The 15,876-nt window shown below is 70.6% G+C and carries 18 protein-coding genes; 9 read left to right on the top strand and 9 right to left on the bottom strand.

Annotated elements, in window-relative coordinates; all coding sequences use genetic code 11:
- Positions 1 to 16: 16 nt before the first annotated feature.
- Genes LX83_RS08060 through LX83_RS08040 form a run of 5 tightly spaced genes read left to right on the top strand, consistent with a single transcriptional unit; the run spans position 17 to position 5,545 of the window.
- Positions 17 to 1,369: an ABC transporter substrate-binding protein gene (locus tag LX83_RS08060; RefSeq protein ID WP_253768791.1), complete on the top strand. Its 1,353-nt coding sequence runs from the start codon at positions 17 to 19 to the stop codon at positions 1,367 to 1,369.
- A gap of 24 nt (positions 1,370 to 1,393) precedes the next feature.
- Positions 1,394 to 2,374, top strand: a complete 981-nt coding sequence (locus tag LX83_RS08055) for a carbohydrate ABC transporter permease (RefSeq protein WP_407649505.1) — start codon at positions 1,394 to 1,396, stop codon at positions 2,372 to 2,374.
- Positions 2,374 to 3,267, top strand: a complete 894-nt coding sequence (locus LX83_RS08050) for a carbohydrate ABC transporter permease (RefSeq protein WP_253768789.1) — start codon at positions 2,374 to 2,376, stop codon at positions 3,265 to 3,267. The genes LX83_RS08055 and LX83_RS08050 overlap by 1 nt, the downstream gene beginning before the upstream one ends.
- The gene (locus tag LX83_RS08045) at positions 3,267 to 4,526 is read left to right on the top strand and encodes a 6-phospho-beta-glucosidase (RefSeq protein WP_253768787.1); all 1,260 of its coding nucleotides are present in this window, start codon (positions 3,267 to 3,269) and stop codon (positions 4,524 to 4,526) included. Before LX83_RS08050 ends, LX83_RS08045 begins: the two co-directional genes overlap by 1 nt.
- 2 nt (positions 4,527 to 4,528) lie before the next feature.
- Positions 4,529 to 5,545, top strand: a complete 1,017-nt coding sequence (locus LX83_RS08040) for an N-acetylglucosamine kinase (RefSeq protein WP_253768785.1) — start codon at positions 4,529 to 4,531, stop codon at positions 5,543 to 5,545.
- Between the two features lie 132 nt (positions 5,546 to 5,677).
- On the opposite strand, the gene LX83_RS08035 is transcribed toward LX83_RS08040, so the two are convergent.
- The 4 genes from LX83_RS08035 to LX83_RS08020 form a co-directional block, all read right to left on the bottom strand.
- On the bottom strand, positions 5,678 to 5,968 hold the full coding sequence (locus tag LX83_RS08035) for a hypothetical protein (RefSeq protein ID WP_253768784.1): 291 nt from the start codon (positions 5,966 to 5,968) through the stop codon (positions 5,678 to 5,680).
- Positions 5,969 to 6,036: 68 nt separating this feature from the next.
- Positions 6,037 to 6,375 carry a hypothetical protein gene (locus tag LX83_RS08030; RefSeq protein ID WP_253768781.1) on the bottom strand — a complete coding sequence of 113 codons (339 nt, stop codon included), beginning with the start codon at positions 6,373 to 6,375 and terminating at the stop codon, positions 6,037 to 6,039.
- Positions 6,376 to 6,387: 12 nt separating this feature from the next.
- Positions 6,388 to 7,077: a hypothetical protein gene (locus LX83_RS08025; RefSeq protein WP_253768777.1), complete on the bottom strand. Its 690-nt coding sequence runs from the start codon at positions 7,075 to 7,077 to the stop codon at positions 6,388 to 6,390.
- Positions 7,078 to 7,080: 3 nt separating this feature from the next.
- Positions 7,081 to 7,335: a hypothetical protein gene (locus LX83_RS08020; RefSeq protein ID WP_253768773.1), complete on the bottom strand. Its 255-nt coding sequence runs from the start codon at positions 7,333 to 7,335 to the stop codon at positions 7,081 to 7,083.
- Positions 7,336 to 7,539: 204 nt separating this feature from the next.
- Between LX83_RS08020 and LX83_RS08015 the strand changes: the two genes are divergently transcribed.
- Together LX83_RS08015 and LX83_RS08010 are read left to right on the top strand one after the other, a co-directional pair.
- Positions 7,540 to 8,217 (top strand): hypothetical protein, encoded by a 678-nt coding sequence (locus LX83_RS08015; protein WP_253768769.1) that lies wholly within the window; start codon positions 7,540 to 7,542, stop codon positions 8,215 to 8,217.
- Positions 8,214 to 8,585 (top strand): hypothetical protein, encoded by a 372-nt coding sequence (locus LX83_RS08010; RefSeq protein WP_253768765.1) that lies wholly within the window; start codon positions 8,214 to 8,216, stop codon positions 8,583 to 8,585. The genes LX83_RS08015 and LX83_RS08010 overlap by 4 nt, the downstream gene beginning before the upstream one ends.
- Positions 8,586 to 8,654: 69 nt before the next feature.
- Here the strand turns inward: LX83_RS08010 and LX83_RS08005 are convergent, their stop codons facing one another.
- Both LX83_RS08005 and LX83_RS08000 read right to left on the bottom strand, forming a co-directional pair.
- A complete protein-coding gene (locus LX83_RS08005; protein WP_253768761.1) occupies positions 8,655 to 9,014 on the bottom strand; it encodes a hypothetical protein in 360 nt (119 codons plus the stop codon).
- A gap of 116 nt (positions 9,015 to 9,130) precedes the next feature.
- Positions 9,131 to 9,340 carry a hypothetical protein gene (locus tag LX83_RS08000; RefSeq protein ID WP_253768757.1) on the bottom strand — a complete coding sequence of 70 codons (210 nt, stop codon included), beginning with the start codon at positions 9,338 to 9,340 and terminating at the stop codon, positions 9,131 to 9,133.
- Positions 9,341 to 9,616: 276 nt separating this feature from the next.
- On the opposite strand from LX83_RS08000, the gene LX83_RS07995 reads away from it, so the two are divergent.
- Positions 9,617 to 10,510, top strand: a complete 894-nt coding sequence (locus tag LX83_RS07995; protein ID WP_253768753.1) for a helix-turn-helix domain-containing protein — start codon at positions 9,617 to 9,619, stop codon at positions 10,508 to 10,510.
- Between the two features lie 472 nt (positions 10,511 to 10,982).
- Here LX83_RS07995 and LX83_RS07990 read toward each other — a convergent pair whose 3' ends face one another.
- The 3 genes from LX83_RS07990 to LX83_RS07980 form a co-directional block, all read right to left on the bottom strand.
- Positions 10,983 to 12,476, bottom strand: coding sequence for a saccharopine dehydrogenase NADP-binding domain-containing protein (locus tag LX83_RS07990; RefSeq protein ID WP_253768749.1), 1,494 nt, complete (start codon positions 12,474 to 12,476; stop codon positions 10,983 to 10,985).
- A complete protein-coding gene (locus LX83_RS07985; RefSeq protein WP_253768736.1) occupies positions 12,473 to 13,690 on the bottom strand; it encodes a type III PLP-dependent enzyme in 1,218 nt (405 codons plus the stop codon). Before LX83_RS07985 ends, LX83_RS07990 begins: the two co-directional genes overlap by 4 nt.
- Before the next feature lie 513 nt (positions 13,691 to 14,203).
- Positions 14,204 to 14,737 carry a hypothetical protein gene (locus LX83_RS07980; protein WP_253768732.1) on the bottom strand — a complete coding sequence of 178 codons (534 nt, stop codon included), beginning with the start codon at positions 14,735 to 14,737 and terminating at the stop codon, positions 14,204 to 14,206.
- Between the two features lie 243 nt (positions 14,738 to 14,980).
- Between LX83_RS07980 and LX83_RS07975 the strand changes: the two genes are divergently transcribed.
- Positions 14,981 to 15,739, top strand: a complete 759-nt coding sequence (locus tag LX83_RS07975; protein WP_253768730.1) for an SGNH/GDSL hydrolase family protein — start codon at positions 14,981 to 14,983, stop codon at positions 15,737 to 15,739.
- Positions 15,740 to 15,876 lie beyond the last annotated feature (137 nt).

The following is a 15,876-nucleotide window of genomic DNA, read 5'->3' as shown; positions in this document are numbered from 1 at the left end:
GACCACGGAGGCCCCCATGCGCCCGGTGCCCGGCAGTCCCCGCACCCGTCACCGCACCCCCCTGCTGCTGGTCGCCGCGGCCGGGGTACTGGCCACGGCCTGCACCGCGGGCGGCGGCCAGGCCACCGACCCGGCCGGGGCACCCGCCGCCGACCAGCAGGTGACCGTCACGGTGTGGAGCGACTACACCGACCGCGAACTGGGCGTGCTCCAGCAGGCGCTGGACGCCTTCCACGCCAGCCACCCCAACATCACCATCACCAACCAGGGCGGCCAGGACGACGACAAGATCACCCAGTCGATCCGCGGCGGCAACCCGCCGGACGTGGCCATCTCCTTCGCCACCGACAACATCGGCCAGTTCTGCTCCAGCGGCGCCTGGCAGGACCTGGGCCCCTACGTGGGGCGGGACAACGTCGACCTGACCCAGATCCCCCCGGCGGTGCTCGACTACACCGAGTTCAACGGGGTGCGCTGCGCCATGCCGATGCTCGCCGACGTGTACGGGCTCTACTACAACAGGGACATGTTCGAGCGGGCCGGCATCACCGCCCCGCCCAGGACCATGAGCGAGCTGGCCGACTACGCCAAGCGACTCACCGTGCGCGACCCGGACGGCACCATCCAGGTCGCCGGGTTCATCCCGCAGCTCGGCTTCTACGCCAACCACCCGCAGTTCTGGGCGCCGCAGTGGGGCGCGCGCTGGGTGGACGACGCCGGCAACTCCAGCCTGGCCACCGACCCGGCCTGGCGGGAGCTGTTCACCTGGCAGAAGGAGCTGGTCGACTTCTACGGCTGGGACAACCTGCAGCGGTTCACCTCCGGGCTGGGCCAGGAGTACTCGGCCGACCAGGGCTTCCAGGCGGGCCGGGTGGCCATGGCCATCGACGGCGAGTTCCGCACCGCCTTCCTCGCCGAGCAGGCACCGAACCTGCGCTACGGCACCGCGCCCGCACCCGTCGCGGACGCCAGGAAGGACACCTACGGCGCTGGCGCGGTCACCGGCACGGTCATCGGCATCCCGCGCGGGGCCAGGAACGCGGGCGCGGCCTGGGAGGTGGTCAAGTACCTGACCACGGACACCGGCGCGGTGGTCAACCTGGCCAACGGACTGCACAACGTGCCGACCACCAGGGCCGCCAGCACCAGCCCCGACCTGAAGCTGCCCGAGCAGTTCGGGCCGTTCCTGGAGGTCTTCGCCAGCCCGTACCTGGCGTCCACCCCGACCAGCACCATCGGCGACCAGTACATCAAGTTCACCGAGGACTTCGCCAACTCCTGGCAGACCGGACAGGTCACCGACCTGGCCGCCGGACTGGCCCAGTTGGACGACCAGATCAACCAGGCCAAGCAGCTCGGCGGACGGTGAGCCGTGACCGCCACCATCACCGAAGTGTCCGCAGTAGACAGTCCACTCACGACGGACGAGCCGTCGGCCCGGCTGCGGTCGAAGTCGCGCAACCGGTTGTGGGTGCTGGCGTTCCTGGCCCCGTGGCTGGTCGGGTTCGCGGTGTTCTTCGCCTACCCGCTGCTGGCCACCGTCTACTTCTCGTTCACCAACTACAACGGGCTGAGCACCGCCGACTGGGTGGGGCTGCGCAACTACGCGTACCTGTTCACCGGTGACCCGCTGGTGCGCACCGCCGCCTACAACACGCTGTGGCTGGTGGTGGTGCTGACCGTGCTGCGGGTGGCCTTCACCCTGGGCGTGGCCTCGGTGCTGGCCCGGATCAGGCGCGGCGCCGGCCTGCTGCGCACCCTGGTCTACCTGCCGGCGCTGGCCCCGCCGGTGGCCGCGACGCTGACCTTCGTGTTCCTGTTCAACCCGGGCACCGGCCCGGTGAACACCGTGCTCGGCTGGCTGGGCATCTCCGGGCCGCTGTGGTTCAACGACCCGGCGCTGGCCAAACCGGCGCTGACCCTGCTCACCCTGTGGGGTTCGGGCGAGCTGACCATCATCGTCCTGGCCGCCATCCTGGACGTGCCGGCCGACCTGTACGAGGCGGCGGCACTGGACGGGGCCGGGCCGTGGCAGCGGTTCCGGGCGATCACCCTGCCCACGATCGCGCCGGTGCTGGTGTTCGGCGTGGTCAACTCGATCATCTTCGCGCTGCAGTACTTCACCCAGGCGGTGGTGGCCGGGTCGGTGGCGTCCGGGTCGGCGAACATGGTGGGCAACAGCCAGATCCTCGGCTACCCCAGCAACTCCACGCTGACCTTCCCGGCCTGGCTGTACCAGCAGGGCTTCAAGGCCTACCACATGGGCTACGCCTCGGCCATGGCCGTGCTGCTGTTCGTGGTCTCGTTCGCGTTCACCGCGGTCCTGCTGCGCCGGCTGCGCGGCGGCGCCCGCGTCGAGGGGGTGACCGGCTGATGTCGGTGTCCACGACCTGGCCCGCCGCCCGAGGGGCGAACCGGTCCCGGCGCGCGGGCGGCCGGCCGCGGCGGCAGGGCCTGCTGTCCTGGGTCGCCCTGCACAGCCTGGGCCTGGCCCTGGGGCTGATGTTCCTGCTGCCGTTCGTGTTCGTGCTGCTCACCGCGTTCATGTCGGACCAGCAGGCGCTGACCGCGACGCTGTGGCCGCGCGAGTGGCACCCGGAGAACTTCGCCGAGGTGTTCACCAGCGCGCCCATGCTGCGCTACCTCGGCAACAGCCTGCTGTACGCGGTGCTGGCCACCGCCGGCATGCTGCTGTCCAGCGTGCCGGCCGCCTACGCGCTGGCCCGGCTGCGCTGGCGCGGAAGCAACCTGGCGTTCCTGCTGGTGATCGCGGCCATGCTGCTGCCGCCGCAGGTGGTGGCGGTGCCGCTGTACAGCCTGTGGGCCAACAACCACCTGACCGGCACGCTGTGGCCGCTGATCATCCCCTACTTCCTCGGCGACGCGTTCAGCATCTTCCTGCTGCGCCAGTTCTTCCTCACCGTGCCGCAGGACTACCTGGACGCGGCCAGGGTGGACGGGTGCTCCGAGCTGTCCGTGCTGGTGCGCGTGCTGCTGCCGATGGTGCGGCCCGGGCTGGCCGCCGCGTCCCTGTTCACCTTCCTCTACACCTGGAACGACTACTTCGGTCCGCTGCTGTACACGGGCGAGGCGCAGCAGAGCTGGACGCTGTCGCTGGCCCTGGCCTCGTTCCGGGGCGCCCACCGGGACACCCAGTGGAACCTGACCATGGCGGCGACGATCGTGGTGATGCTCCCGGTGATCCTGCTGTTCCTGTTCGCACAGAAGTCGTTTGTCCGAGGCATCACCTTCACGGGAGTCAAGTGATGAAGCTGACCGTCGTCGGTGGCGGTTCCACCTACACCCCGGAACTGATGGACGGCATCGCCGGCCGGCGCACCAGCCTGCCGGTGGACGAGATCACCCTCGTCGACCCGGACGAGGAACGCGTGGCCGTGGTCAGGGCGTTCTGCCAGCGCCTGCTCGACCACGCCGGATACCCAGCCAAGGTGAGCACGACCAACAGTCTCGAAGAGGGTGTCGATGGTGCGACCGCCGTACTTCTCCAGCTGCGCGTAGGCGGGCAGGCCGCCCGCCGTTCCGACGAGACGTTCCCGCTGGCCTGCGGCTGCGTGGGCCAGGAGACCACCGGCGCCGGCGGCCTGGCCAAGGCGCTGCGCACGGTGCCGGTGGTGCTCGACATCGCCGAGCGGGTGCGCGCGGCGACCGGCCCGGACACCTGGATCGTCAACTTCACCAACCCCGTGGGCATCGTGACCCGCGCGCTGCTGCAGGCCGGCCACCGCGCCGTGGGCCTGTGCAACGTGGCCATCACCGTGCAGCGCTGGACCGCCCGGCTGCTCGGGGTGGCCCCGGACGCGGTGCGCCTGGACCACGTGGGCCTGAACCACCTGTCCTGGGCGCGCGCGGTCCTGGTCGACGGCGTTGACCAGCTGCCGAGGCTGCTCGACGAGCACCTGGCCGAGCTGGCCGACGAACTGGACCTGCCCGCGGCGCTGATCCGGCGCACCGGCGCGATCCCGTCCTACTACCTGAAGTACTTCTACCGGCACGACGAACTGGTGGCCGCCCAGCACACCGGCCGGCCGCGCGCCGAGGTGGTCAGCGAGGTGGAGCGGGACCTGTTGGCGCTCTACGCCGACCCGAGCGTGGTGACCAAGCCGGAGCTGCTGGCCCACCGCGGCGGCGCGTACTACTCGGAGGCGGCCGTGCAGCTGGTGCACGCGCTCACCAGCGGCGGCCCGGCCGAGGAGCACGTGGTGAACGTGCGCAACAACGGCACCCTGCCGTTCCTGCCGGACGACGCCGTGGTCGAGGTGTCGTCCACAGTGGACGGCAACGGGGCCAGGCCGCTGCCGGTCGCACCGCTGCCGCCGGCCATGTCCGGGCTGATCGCGCACGTCACCGGCTACGAGCTGCTCGCGCTGGAGGCGGCGGTGCGCGGTGGCCGGGACCGGGTGGCCGACGCCCTGCTGGCGCACCCGCTGATCGGCCAGCACGCCACGGCCGAACGGCTCGCCGACGAGTTGATCGCGACCAACCGGGAGTTCCTGACGTGGGCCTGAGCATGACCGGAGGCAGCGCCACCACCGGCCGGGTACTCGCCATCGACGGCGGCAACAGCAAGACCGACGTGCTGTTGGTGGACGCCGACGGTGCCGTGCTCGGCCAGGCGCGCGGGCCGGGGGCGTCCCCGCAGCAGTTGGGCCTGGCGGCCAGCCTGACCGTGCTGACCGAACTGGTCGGCCGGGCCGCGGCCCAGGCCGGCCTGCCCGAGCACGGGCTGGTCGCCGACCACACCGCCGCCTACCTGGCCGGCGCCGACCTGCCCAGGGAGGAGGAGGACCTGCGGGTGGGCCTGGCCGGGTGCGGCTGGTCGACCACCACGGTGGTCGGCAACGACACGTTCGCGCTGCTGCGCGCCGGCACGGCCGACGGCGTGGGCGTGGCCGTGGTGTGCGGGGCCGGCATCAACTGCGTTGGCGTGGCCAGGGACGGCCGGGTGCACCGGTTTCCCGCGCTGGGCCGGATCTCCGGCGACTGGGGCGGCGGATCGCACCTGGGCGGCGAGGCCCTGTGGTGGGCGGTGCGCGCGCAGGACGGCCGGGGCCCGGACACCGCGCTGCTGCCCGCGATCGTCGACCACTTCGGCCTGCCCGGCATCGAGGACGTGGTGGCCGGCCTGCACTTCGGCGAGATCCCCGAGTCCGCCCTGCACGGGTTGAGCCCCCTGCTGTTCCAGGTGGCCGCGGCCGGTGACCCGGTGGCCGCCGGGGTGGTCGACCGGCTGGTCGAGGAGATCAGCCTGCTGGCCACGGTCAGCCTGCGCCGCCTCGACCTGCTCGCCGAGCCGGTCACCGTGGTGCTCGGCGGCGGCGTGATCACCGGCGTGGGCGCACCCCTGGTCGACCGGATCGCCCAGCGCTGCCACGCCATCGCCCCCCTGGCCGAACCCCACGTGGTCGACGTGCCGCCCGTGGTCGGCGCCGCACTGCTCGGCCTGGACGCCATCGGCGCCAGCCCCCAGGCCGAACACCACCTGCGCACCACCCACGCCCGGGTCGGCTCCCCCGCCCTGGGCTGATCCACCCCGGTCCACTCACCCGGCGAGTTCGGCTGGCCCGCGCCCAGGCGCCGGTTCGGGCCCAGTCGACTCGTCGGGTCAACCGTGGCGCTCGCGTCACCTCACCCGCCGGTCACCTGTCCGCCCCACGGATCACTCCGCCGGCGATCCACCGGAGACAGCCTCGCCCAGCACGAACCAGCACACACTCCCCAACGTCGGCCGGACCCCGTCACGCACCATCTGCGCCACTTCCCGCCGAATCCGCTCGGCCGCCGCTGCGGGCGCGACCGACCACGCGACAAAGCCGGTCCGGTGCAACTCACCAGGAACGGTCAGCCCTTCCGCAACGAACCGTCCCGCCACCTCACCGGCCCGCGCCAACAAGTCATCACCGCCGCCGACAACGTCCTTGACCATCGACACGATCTCGGCGAAGTACACGTAGTCGTCCGCGCACGCCTCGACAACGCACTCGCGGAGCAAATCCCACTCTTCGTCAGCGAACAAGGTCAGTCCACGTCCGCCGGGCCTTGCGCGTTCTCAGCCAACTCGAACCAGCACACGTCGCCCGGGTAAAGACGAACATCCTCCCGAACCATCGCCGCCACTTCCCGCCGAATCCGCTCGGCAGCCTCGGACCTGCTCAGCTGCCACGGGACGAACCCGGCATCCGTCAGCTCACCAGGAACGATCAATCCTTCACCAACGAAGTGCGCAGCCACCTCACCGGCGCATGTCAGCGGATTCTCCCCCACTTCAGCAACATCACGGGAAATCTGCACAAACTCGGCGAAGTACACCCAATCATCTTCACAAGCCTCCACCACGGAGTCCCGCAGTTCGTCCATGTCGCCCAACACCTAACACCACCCCTCCTTGTTGACGTGTATTTTCAACTTGTCTCGATCATTCCAGATATCTACCGTGGGGTAGTCCGACGATGAGGATTTTCGCCGGTATCCCACGCATGTTCCATCGGGCAACTCAATGAGCCGCCCGACGTATTTAGCTCTCTCCACCGGACGACCTCCCACCGTCAGCGCGGCGTAGATCTCGTCAAGCTCCGCCAATGAGCGGACTTCCCGAATGAAATGATTCGGCTTCACCCTGCGCCGCCTCGCCCGCTGCTGCTTGCCCGCGATGTGCGGGGGCTCGCGTCCGATGGACACGCCACCGTCCCGGACGTGCTCCACCGCGCCCTTACCCGCCCAGGAACCAACCGACCGAGCCTGATCACCGGCTGGGCCGCGCAAGCCACTCGGTTCCGGTAGGGCCCTGTCCTGATCGAGCAGCCGGCCCTGGCGCTCGCAGTAGGCGGTGAGCCGACCAATCGCGCTCTCCAGCAACAGCACGGCATCGGTAGCTGCCTCGCGGCCCCGCACCAGGTGTACCACGGCCTCGGGCAACTCGTGCCCGCCCGTTTCCCCGGCGAGCGCGGACAACACCGGCACGGCCTCGTCGTCCAGCCACTCGATGACCGAGTTCAACTCGCCGACCGGCAGCTCCGCGCAGTCAGCCAGGGTCTGGGCGATGATCTCGCCGAGCGACACCGCTCACCACCGCCCCGCGTACGCCCGACACGACTCGACAGCGCCACGCAACGCCGCGCCACAGGCCCGGACCTGCTCGGCCGCCGCGGCCAACTCCGCCAGCGCCGTGCACACCACGTCGTCGCCGCTCGCGCTCAGCCGGTCGCGCAACAACCGCCAACGCTGGTCAACCACCTCAGCCAGGCCAGCGGCCCGCTCGACCGGCGCCTGCTCGGCCACGCCGAGCACCAGCGCCAGCACCTCACCGATCGATGACACATCGCCCCCTCTCGCCCGAGAGCGAGAATGCCCGCCCCCACCGACAACCAGCCGGGGCAGCCGGCCAGCACCACTCGATCGGGTTATGGCAGAGCGCGCGCTGCTACTCGGGGCAAACAAAATCCGCACCGAACCACCAAAGGGCGATTTCACTCACTCGTCGACCATGGGAGGATCAGCAACAGTCAGAAAAGAGGGGGTTGCGTGGCCTCACTGGCTGAGGTGATAGCGCACATTCGATCCGCACTGGATCTGGCTGACCAGAACATCAACGACATGCTTGCGGTGCGGGAACGCGCACTGGAGATATCCCGCATCCTGCGGGAGGTGGGTGAGGGCAGCAGTCGGCCCGATTTTCACGAGGTGTCCGCGCTCTTCGCGCGCCTGGCCGACGCCACCGAGAGTTGCCTGGACCTCAAACGCACGAGCGTCGAGACCGTCACCCACTACCTGCGGCGGATCGGCGCGACAGCGGACGGCGACACCCGGGCGGACCACCCGCCTGATCAGCTCCTGGCACCCCGCCCACCGGCTGCCGCCCCGCTCCCGCTGGGCAGGTGGCAAGGATTGACAGCGGCCGAACACGCCCGTGATCGCGGTACCCGGATAGGCCGTGAACCCCGGCGAAAAAGGCGAATGCAGATCCGTGAAGTACCGGACGCGGCTGAACTCCGCCGCATCTACGAGGCGCTGACCATCAATGGTCGGCTCACCCACGTGCCTGGCTACAAGGGAGTAGTGTCGCTCCTACCGGATGGAACCTGCGTTGGCTGGCGCCCGTCATCATCGAGCACACCAGGTGAACCAACCATCGACTTGTGGACCACTGACAACCACCAGTTGAAAATCCACGTCAACAAACAAGGCTGGAACACGATTTGATTCCCCAACGGACAGAGTTCATCGAACACCTCAGGGAGATCCGGGAGTACGACTGGCTCACCATTCTCGATCTCATCTTCCTGATCCGGGAGTACAGCGACATCCAGGAGGCGCGAGCAGCGTTCGCCGCGGCCGGTGCCGCTGCGGTCGAGCTGGTGGCGGAGGGGGTGCTGGTCGCGGGCGAACTGGACGACAGGGGTGACTTCCACCCCTGGCCCAGCCGCACGGCCGAAGAGGCCGCGGCCCGGGTCAACGAGGGAATCGCCGAGATGATCCGGGCTGGCCGGAACGCGTCACCCGGTGCACCCTGCTGGTTCGACTTCGCCAACAAGGACCGGCCCGCGCCACCCCCGAACGGCACCGAGTAGGTCACCGCTCGCGACGTCGCGGGTGAGGCGACGGACGTGCCCACCTCACCCGCGACGTCCGCTCCTGGCTCAGTGCCGCAGTTCACCCCTGGGTGCCGGCTCGTACACCAACTCCAAGGCACGGCTGGAAAAACGGGACGCCAGACTGTCCACAAAGGTCCGCGCGTAGGCGAGTTTCACGTCCGGGTGGCGGCGCCGGCCGGACACCACGCCCGGCCAGATCACCGGTGACAGCAGCAGCATGGCCTGCAGGCCCCAGGCCACGGCGCGGCCGTCGGAGACCAGCCAGTCGGCCAGTGCCCGGTCGTAGACCATCACCCGGCAGCCGGGGCAGCGCCGGTAGGGCTCGCGGGAGCGGCGCAGCGCGGCCGCCAGCGCGGCGGAGTGCGCGGCATTGATGTGGTCACACATGAAATCCGTCTTGTGCACCAGTGCTTCCCCCTGTCCCCTGCGCACTCCCGGCGCACGTGATGTCGCCCCCGTCCCCCAGAACCGCTCGCAGTAGCCGCACCCGGCCACTGGCCAGCGTTCGCCCGAACACCGTGTCACGCGCTGTCCGGGCCGCCGTCCCGCTCGACCGCGGCCTCGGCGGCCTGGCCGATGGCCACCGCGCTGTCGGTGAGCGCCGCCAGCCACTCACGCGCTTCCTCCGGTGCCACGCGGATCCCGTTCGGGCTGATCGCCTCGGTCAAGACCTGTTCGGCCAGCCGCTGCCACACCCCTAACGGCAGCTCGCCCCCTGGCGGGACGCTCACAACACCGCCCCCAACCCCGTGGGTCCGCCGCCGGCCCAGCCCCGCACCCCGCCGCGTCCGGTGCACGTTGTGCTTGTTGTGGCGCTCTACGATCCAGGGCCATGGGTCCGCGCCTCCCACCACGCATTGACCGGCCAAGGTGAAGGTTTCCCCTTACGGTAGGGGAAAGTTGTCCCTTGGTCATTGCCCTGAACGGGCTAACTGTGCCCGTCCCCCTGAGCTGGCGCGCGATAACAGAAGACGCTGCAACACGAACACACACAGGGAGGTCAACGAATGGGCAAAGCGCGGCAGACGGTCGAGCGCCGGCAGTTGGGACTGGCGCTGCGCCGGCTGCGTGAGCAGTCCGGCCGGTCGCAACTGCAGGTCGGCAAGTACATCGGGGTCAGCGACTCGCGGATCAGCAAGGTCGAGGACGGCACGGCCACGCTGGACCCCACCGAACTCGACAAGCTCCTCGACCTGTACGCGGTGGCCAGGGAGGAACGCGCCACCGTGCTCGCCCTGGGCGCGGAGGCGCGCAAGCGCCAGCGCCGGGGCACGCCCAGCCAGCCGGGCACCTACACCGACGCCCTGCCCGACTCCTTCCAACGGCTGGCCGACATGGAGGCGGCCTCGCGCACCCTCTACTGCTACGAGCCGGGCCTGATCCCCGGGCTGTTGCAGAGCCCCCGCTACATGCGGGCGATCCTGCGCACCGGGGACGGCGTGTGGTGGCCGAAGTACGGCCACGACCTGGAGTCCCGCATGGCGTTCCGCTGCCAGCGCCAGGAACGGGTGCTCGGTGACGCCGACTCGCGCGAGCTGAAGTTCGTGTTCACCGAGAACGCGCTGGTGGACGACGAGCGGTTCGCCGAGGTCATGCGGGAGCAGTTGGAACACCTGCTGGTGCTGGACGAGCGCCACCCCAACCTCACCATCCAGGTGCTCCGGCTGGGCGCGCTGGACAACCCGGCGCCCAGCGGCGGGATCGTGGTGCTGGACTTCGACGGCACCGCACCCCGCGTCGGGTTCACGCCGGTGGTCTACGGGCCGTCCACCTACTTCACCGACGAGAAGGACACCACCGCGCTGCTGCGGGCGTTCACCCGGCTGACCGAGAAGGCGATGAGCCCGGCGGAGTCCAGAGAACTCATCCAGCGCCTGGTGGCGGAGATCGACGTGAGCTGACAAACCGGCGGCCACCACGAGCCCGGCGGTGATCAGGCGGATCAGGCAGCCGGGCGGTTTTCGCGTGCCCGGAATCCGGCACCGCCCAGGGGGTGGCGGCCGGCGGGTTCGGCGCAGGGGAAGGAGTTTGTCGCACCAACAGGACAAGGGCTGTTGACGCGACCGGTTCGAGGTTACCAGCGACGCCCGTCCTGGGCGCGCGGATCGCGGTGCGTTCCGGGGGCGCGGCGGCGGCGCGGGGGAAGCACCGGGCCCGTGCGGGAATTCGGGGTGATCGCGCGGGCCGGTTTTCTTCCCACTATCGGGTGGCGGATCACCCATTGGCCGGATGGCGAAATACAAGACACGCGCTGCCGGAACTGTCGACTCGCGCGAGAGGGGGTGAAAGATCACTCGTTGGGGTGGAGTTGGTGGCGGCGGGCCCGATCAGCCCGCCGCCACCAGTCCGCCGGTGCCGGGCGCCAGCCCGGGGTCAGCGCACCAGGAACTCGCCGAACGCCCACGGCTCGGCCGGCGTCGGCTGGTCATCGCCGACGCCGGGGCGGAAGGCGCTGAACGGGTCGTGGGCGGCCTGGCGCGGGGTCCAGTCGGTCTGCACCGACGGGCACGGGCCGAGGTAGGGGTTGGCCACCGCCAGCACCTCCTCGTGGTCCAGGTCGTCCGGCACGCACACGCCCCGCTCCGGGTTGCGCACGATCCAGTGCACCGCGCCCAGCACGGACGCGGCCACCTGCAGGGTGGTGGCGTTCTGGTGCGGCACCAGCTCGCGCGCCTCGTGGATGTCCAGCTGGGACCCGACCCACCAGCCGTTGAGGTCGTGGCCGAGCAGCAGCACGCCCAGCTCGTCCATGCCGTCCACGATCTCGTCGGTCATGATCCGCTGCCGCTCCTGCAACCGGTACCCGGTCATCTGGCACTCGTGCAGCGAGGCCATGGCCGCGTCGGTGGGCAGGTAGGCGTAGTGCACGGTCGGCCGGTACACCACGCGGTCGCCGTCCCGCACGGTCAGGTGGTCGCTGATGGTGAACGCCTCGCCGTGCCGGATCACCATGCCGATGATCGGGCCGCCCACCGGCACCCAGGAGCGGACCAGCGTGGTGATGCCGGTGCGCGCGATGCAGATCTGGTTGCCGGGGCCGGTGGCGTGGGTGAAGGCGAACTCGGGCAGCTCCGGCTCGTGCGTGCCCCAGCCCAGCTCGGCCGGGGCGATGCCCTCCTCGTAGAAGCCGTCCACCGACCAGGTGTTGACGAACTCGCCCACCTGCTTGGGCGCGCTGCCGATCTGGGTGTCCCGCTCGGAGATGTGGATGACCTTGGTGCCGGTCTCCATGGCCAGCCGCGCGTAGTCGCGGTCGGCCAGCGCCTCCTCCAGCCGGGTGCGCCGCGCGCTCTCCAGCGGCCGGGCCAGCCGGTCCGGCTCCTTGAGCATGGTGGTGGCGATGTCCTCCAGCGCCACCTTGGTCCAGTGGCTGACCAGCCCGGGGTTGGCGCCGTGCTCCACCACCGCGGTCGGCCCGCGCCCGCCCCAGGCGGCCACCTGTTCGCGCAGCTGCATGTGCCGGTGGTAGAGGGTGCGCTCGGTGGGCGGGGTGTCGGGCTGGACGGCGTAGGGGTCCCACTCCTCCACGGAGGTGTCCACGTAGAGCACGCCGTGGTCGTGGCACCAGCCGACGATCGCGCCGGTGTCGATGTTCCAGCTCAGGTTGATCAGCAGGTCGCCGGCGCCCAGGTGCTGGCCGAGCACGTCGGCCAGGTTGTCCGGGGTGATCCGCTCCCGCACGTAGCTGGCGCCCGCGGCGAGCGTGTCCGGGACGGTGTGGGCCAGGTCGGCGAAGTCCATCACGGTGAGCCGGGTGAAGTCCATGTCCAGGTGGCGCAGCAGCAGCGGCTGCAGACACTGCGACACCGAGCCGCAGCCAAGCACGAGTACCCGACCGTCAAAGCGCAGTTTGGCAGTGCTGGTCATTCGTTGTCGTCTCCGATGCAGAAGGTGGGAAGGGGGCCGAAACCGTTGAAGCCAACGGAGGAGTAGGTGGCCGTGTAGGCGCCGGCCGCCAGGATGTCCACCTGGTCGCCGCTGGTCAGGGCGAGCGGCAGCCGGTATCCGGCGCGCTGGTAGAGGATGTCCACGCTGTCGCAGGTCGGTCCGGCGAGCACCACCGGCCCGTCCGGGCCCGCGCCGTGGCCCGAGGCCAGCCGGTACTGGATGGCCTCCCCCTCGGTCTCGGCCAGCCCGCCGAACCGGCCCACGTCCAGGTAGACCCAGCGGGTCTCGTCGTCGTGCGCCTTGCGGGACACCAGCACCACCTCGGCGCGCAGCACGCCCGCCTCGGCCGCGATGTAGCGGCCCGGCTCCACGGCCACGGCCGGCGCGGACGCGCCGAAGTGGCGGCGGACCGCCTCCCGGATGGCCGTGGCGTAGGTGCCGATGTCCGGCACCTCCTGGGTGTACCTGGCGGGGAACCCGCCGCCGACGTTGAGCATGGTGAGCCGGATGCCGTGCCGCTCGACCTCGGCGAACACCGACGCGGCCTGGGCCACGCTCGGCTCCCACCGCCACGGGTCGAGCTGTTGGGAACCGACGTGGAAGGACAGCCCGATCGGGTTCAGACCCCAGTCCCGCGCCCGCACCAGCAGTTGCGCGGCCATCGCCGGGGAGCAGCCGAACTTGCCGCTCAACGGCCACTGGGCGCCGGCGCTGCTGGCGAGGATCCGGCAGAACACCGAGGCGCCCGGCGCGTGCTCGGCCAGCTTGCGCAGTTCGGCCTCGCTGTCGAAGACGAACAGCCGCACCCCGCGCTGGTGGGCGTACCGGATGTCGCCGACCTTCTTGATCGGGTTGCCGTAGGACAGCGACTCGGGTGCGGCGCCCTGGGCCAGACACTCCTCGATCTCGCCGCGGCTGGCCACGTCAAAGGAGGAACCGAGGTTGACCAGGGTGCGCAGCAACGCTGGCTGCGGATTCGCTTTCACCGCGTAAAAAACCTGGGTGTCGGGAAAAGCCGCGGCCAACCGACGATATCGATTCGCCGCCATGCCCGTGTCGAACACGAGGTAGGGCGTCTCGGCCGATGACTCAGCGATGAACTCGCGAATTCGGCGGTACTCCTCGGAGTGATCTTGGTCAACCCGCTCGTCGAGCGGCGAGCAGTCAACCGCGCGCATCGCAGCGGGGCGCATCGCACTGGGGCTAGGAATCGCCACACATCCTTCCGGAAACGGAACGAAGGACCGGTTCGCACCGGCCCACGACGAGTGCGCGCGACCGGCCGTTGCGACGTCTTGCCCTGTGTGGCCTGGAATGTCCAGCTTTCAACCGGAGGCGAACCCGGTTGGGCAGGACGCCGACCGGGCGCGCGAGTGCCGAAGTTATCACGCCGTCCGGGAAATTCACCCCTGCTGCGCGGGCCGTCACGACAATCACCGCGGCACCGCCACCTCGGCCGGCCGGCGTGCCCGGTCGAGGTGGTTGCCGGCGCGGATGGCCAGCCCTTGTCCGGTGATCCCGGCGGTGATCCCGGCGGTGATCCCGGCGGTGATCTCGACGCGATGCCGTCCGGGTGATCTTGTTTACCGCGCGGCCACGTTTACCGGTGCTGGCGTTTACCGGCACCCGGGTTTACCGGCGCCGCGGTTTGTCACCCGGGTTTGCCGGTGGTGTCGGCGACCGCGGTGTCGGCGACGCGATTCCGGCTACCGCAGGATCTGGTCGCGCAGCCCGAGCAGGTTCTCGGCCAGCCCCTGGCCGGGATCGCCCAGCGAGGGCAGCAGCGAGATGCTGGCGGGCAGGGACGGCCCCAGCGAGCCGGGCACGTTCGGGACGTCGCTGGGCGGCACCGGCTTGATCGCCGAGTGCTGCGGCGCGGCCGGCTGGGCCGGCTTGGCCGGCATCTCCCTGTTGGGCCTGGTCTCGGCGCTGGTCTTCGCCCGGGTGGCCGGTGTGGATGTCGCCCTGCTCTGCCCGCTGCCGCGCCGCTCGCCGGACGCCGGCGCCGACGGGGTGACCGTGACCGTCACCGTCTCCGGCACGTACTCCATGGGCTGGCCGGCCCCGCTGGCGTCGTCCTGCTGGCTGGACGCGTCGGTGATGCCCGGGCGCTCCGGCGCGCCCTCCTTGTCCACCTCGGTGGGCTGGTTGCCGAAGGTCACCCCCAGGGCCAGCCCGAGCACCACGGCGATGGCGGCACCCACGGAAACGGGCGGAAGGGGCAAGCGAGACAACTGCACCGGCATCTCCCTGCGAGCTGGGCATTCGCGGCCGATTCCGCACCGCAGTGGGCCGACCGGCGCCAGGGTACGCCCCCTGACCAGGCCGGTGGCGCAAGCCGGGTGGGGTGTCGGGACAGGTCAAACCTACGGTGCGGTAGGCGACGGTGGCGTAGGTCGACCACGAAGGAGCATGCTGCCCAGCGGCCTCCGTCCGCACACCCACGGTTCGGGGGTCACCGATGGGAATGGGGAGGAACAGGCGTGCATCGCTGGAAGACGTTTGTCGCGATCGGAGACAGCTTCACCGAGGGGTTGGACGATCCGGCGCCGGACGGCAGCTACCGGGGCTGGGCCGACCGGTTGGCGGCCATGCTGGCCGAGGGCAACCCGGATTTCCGCTACGCCAACACGGCGGTGCGGGGCAAGCTGCTGCACCAGATCGTGCAGGACCAGGTGCCCCAGGCGGTGGCCGCGCGACCGGACCTGGTGGCGTTCAGCGGCGGCGGCAACGACATCCTCCGGCCCGGTGGTGACCCGGACGCCCTGGCCGACCTGTACGAACGGGGTGTCCGCGAACTGCGCGCCGCCGGCTGCGAGGTGCTGGTGTTCACCGGCTTCGACACCAAGGGCACGCCGGTGATGAGTTCCCTGCGCGGCCGGGTGGCCACCTACAACAGCCACCTGCGGGCGATCGCCGACCGCTACTCCTGCCCGGTGGTGGACCTGTGGTCGATGACGGTGCTGCGGGACAGCAGGGCGTGGAGCGAGGACCGGCTGCACCTGTCGCCCGAGGGCCACCAGCGGGTGGCGCTGCGCGTGGCCGACGTGCTGGGCCTGCCGTCCGGCCGGGGCTGGGACGCGCCGTGGCCGCAGGTGGAGCAGCCGGACTGGGTCAGCCTGCGCCGCGCCGACCTGAAGTGGGCCCGCGAGCACCTGGTGCCGTGGCTGGGCCGGCGGCTGCGCGGGGAGTCCTCGGGGGACGGTCGCCAGGCCAAGCGCCCGGACCTGCTGCCGCTCTGAGGCGGACACCCCCTGACCGGACACCCTTGACCGGACATCCCCTGATCGGCCCCGGACCGGACCGGCGGTGGGCGGAACCGGCCGGCACTCTCCCCGAGTGCCGGCCGGCCCGCCGGGGTGGTTCCCCCCTGACTCTC

It is taken from the genome of Goodfellowiella coeruleoviolacea (genome assembly GCF_024171785.1).
GTDB classification, from domain to species: domain Bacteria; phylum Actinomycetota; class Actinomycetes; order Mycobacteriales; family Pseudonocardiaceae; genus Goodfellowiella; species Goodfellowiella coeruleoviolacea.
This window is presented reverse-complemented; position numbering and strand designations above follow the sequence as displayed.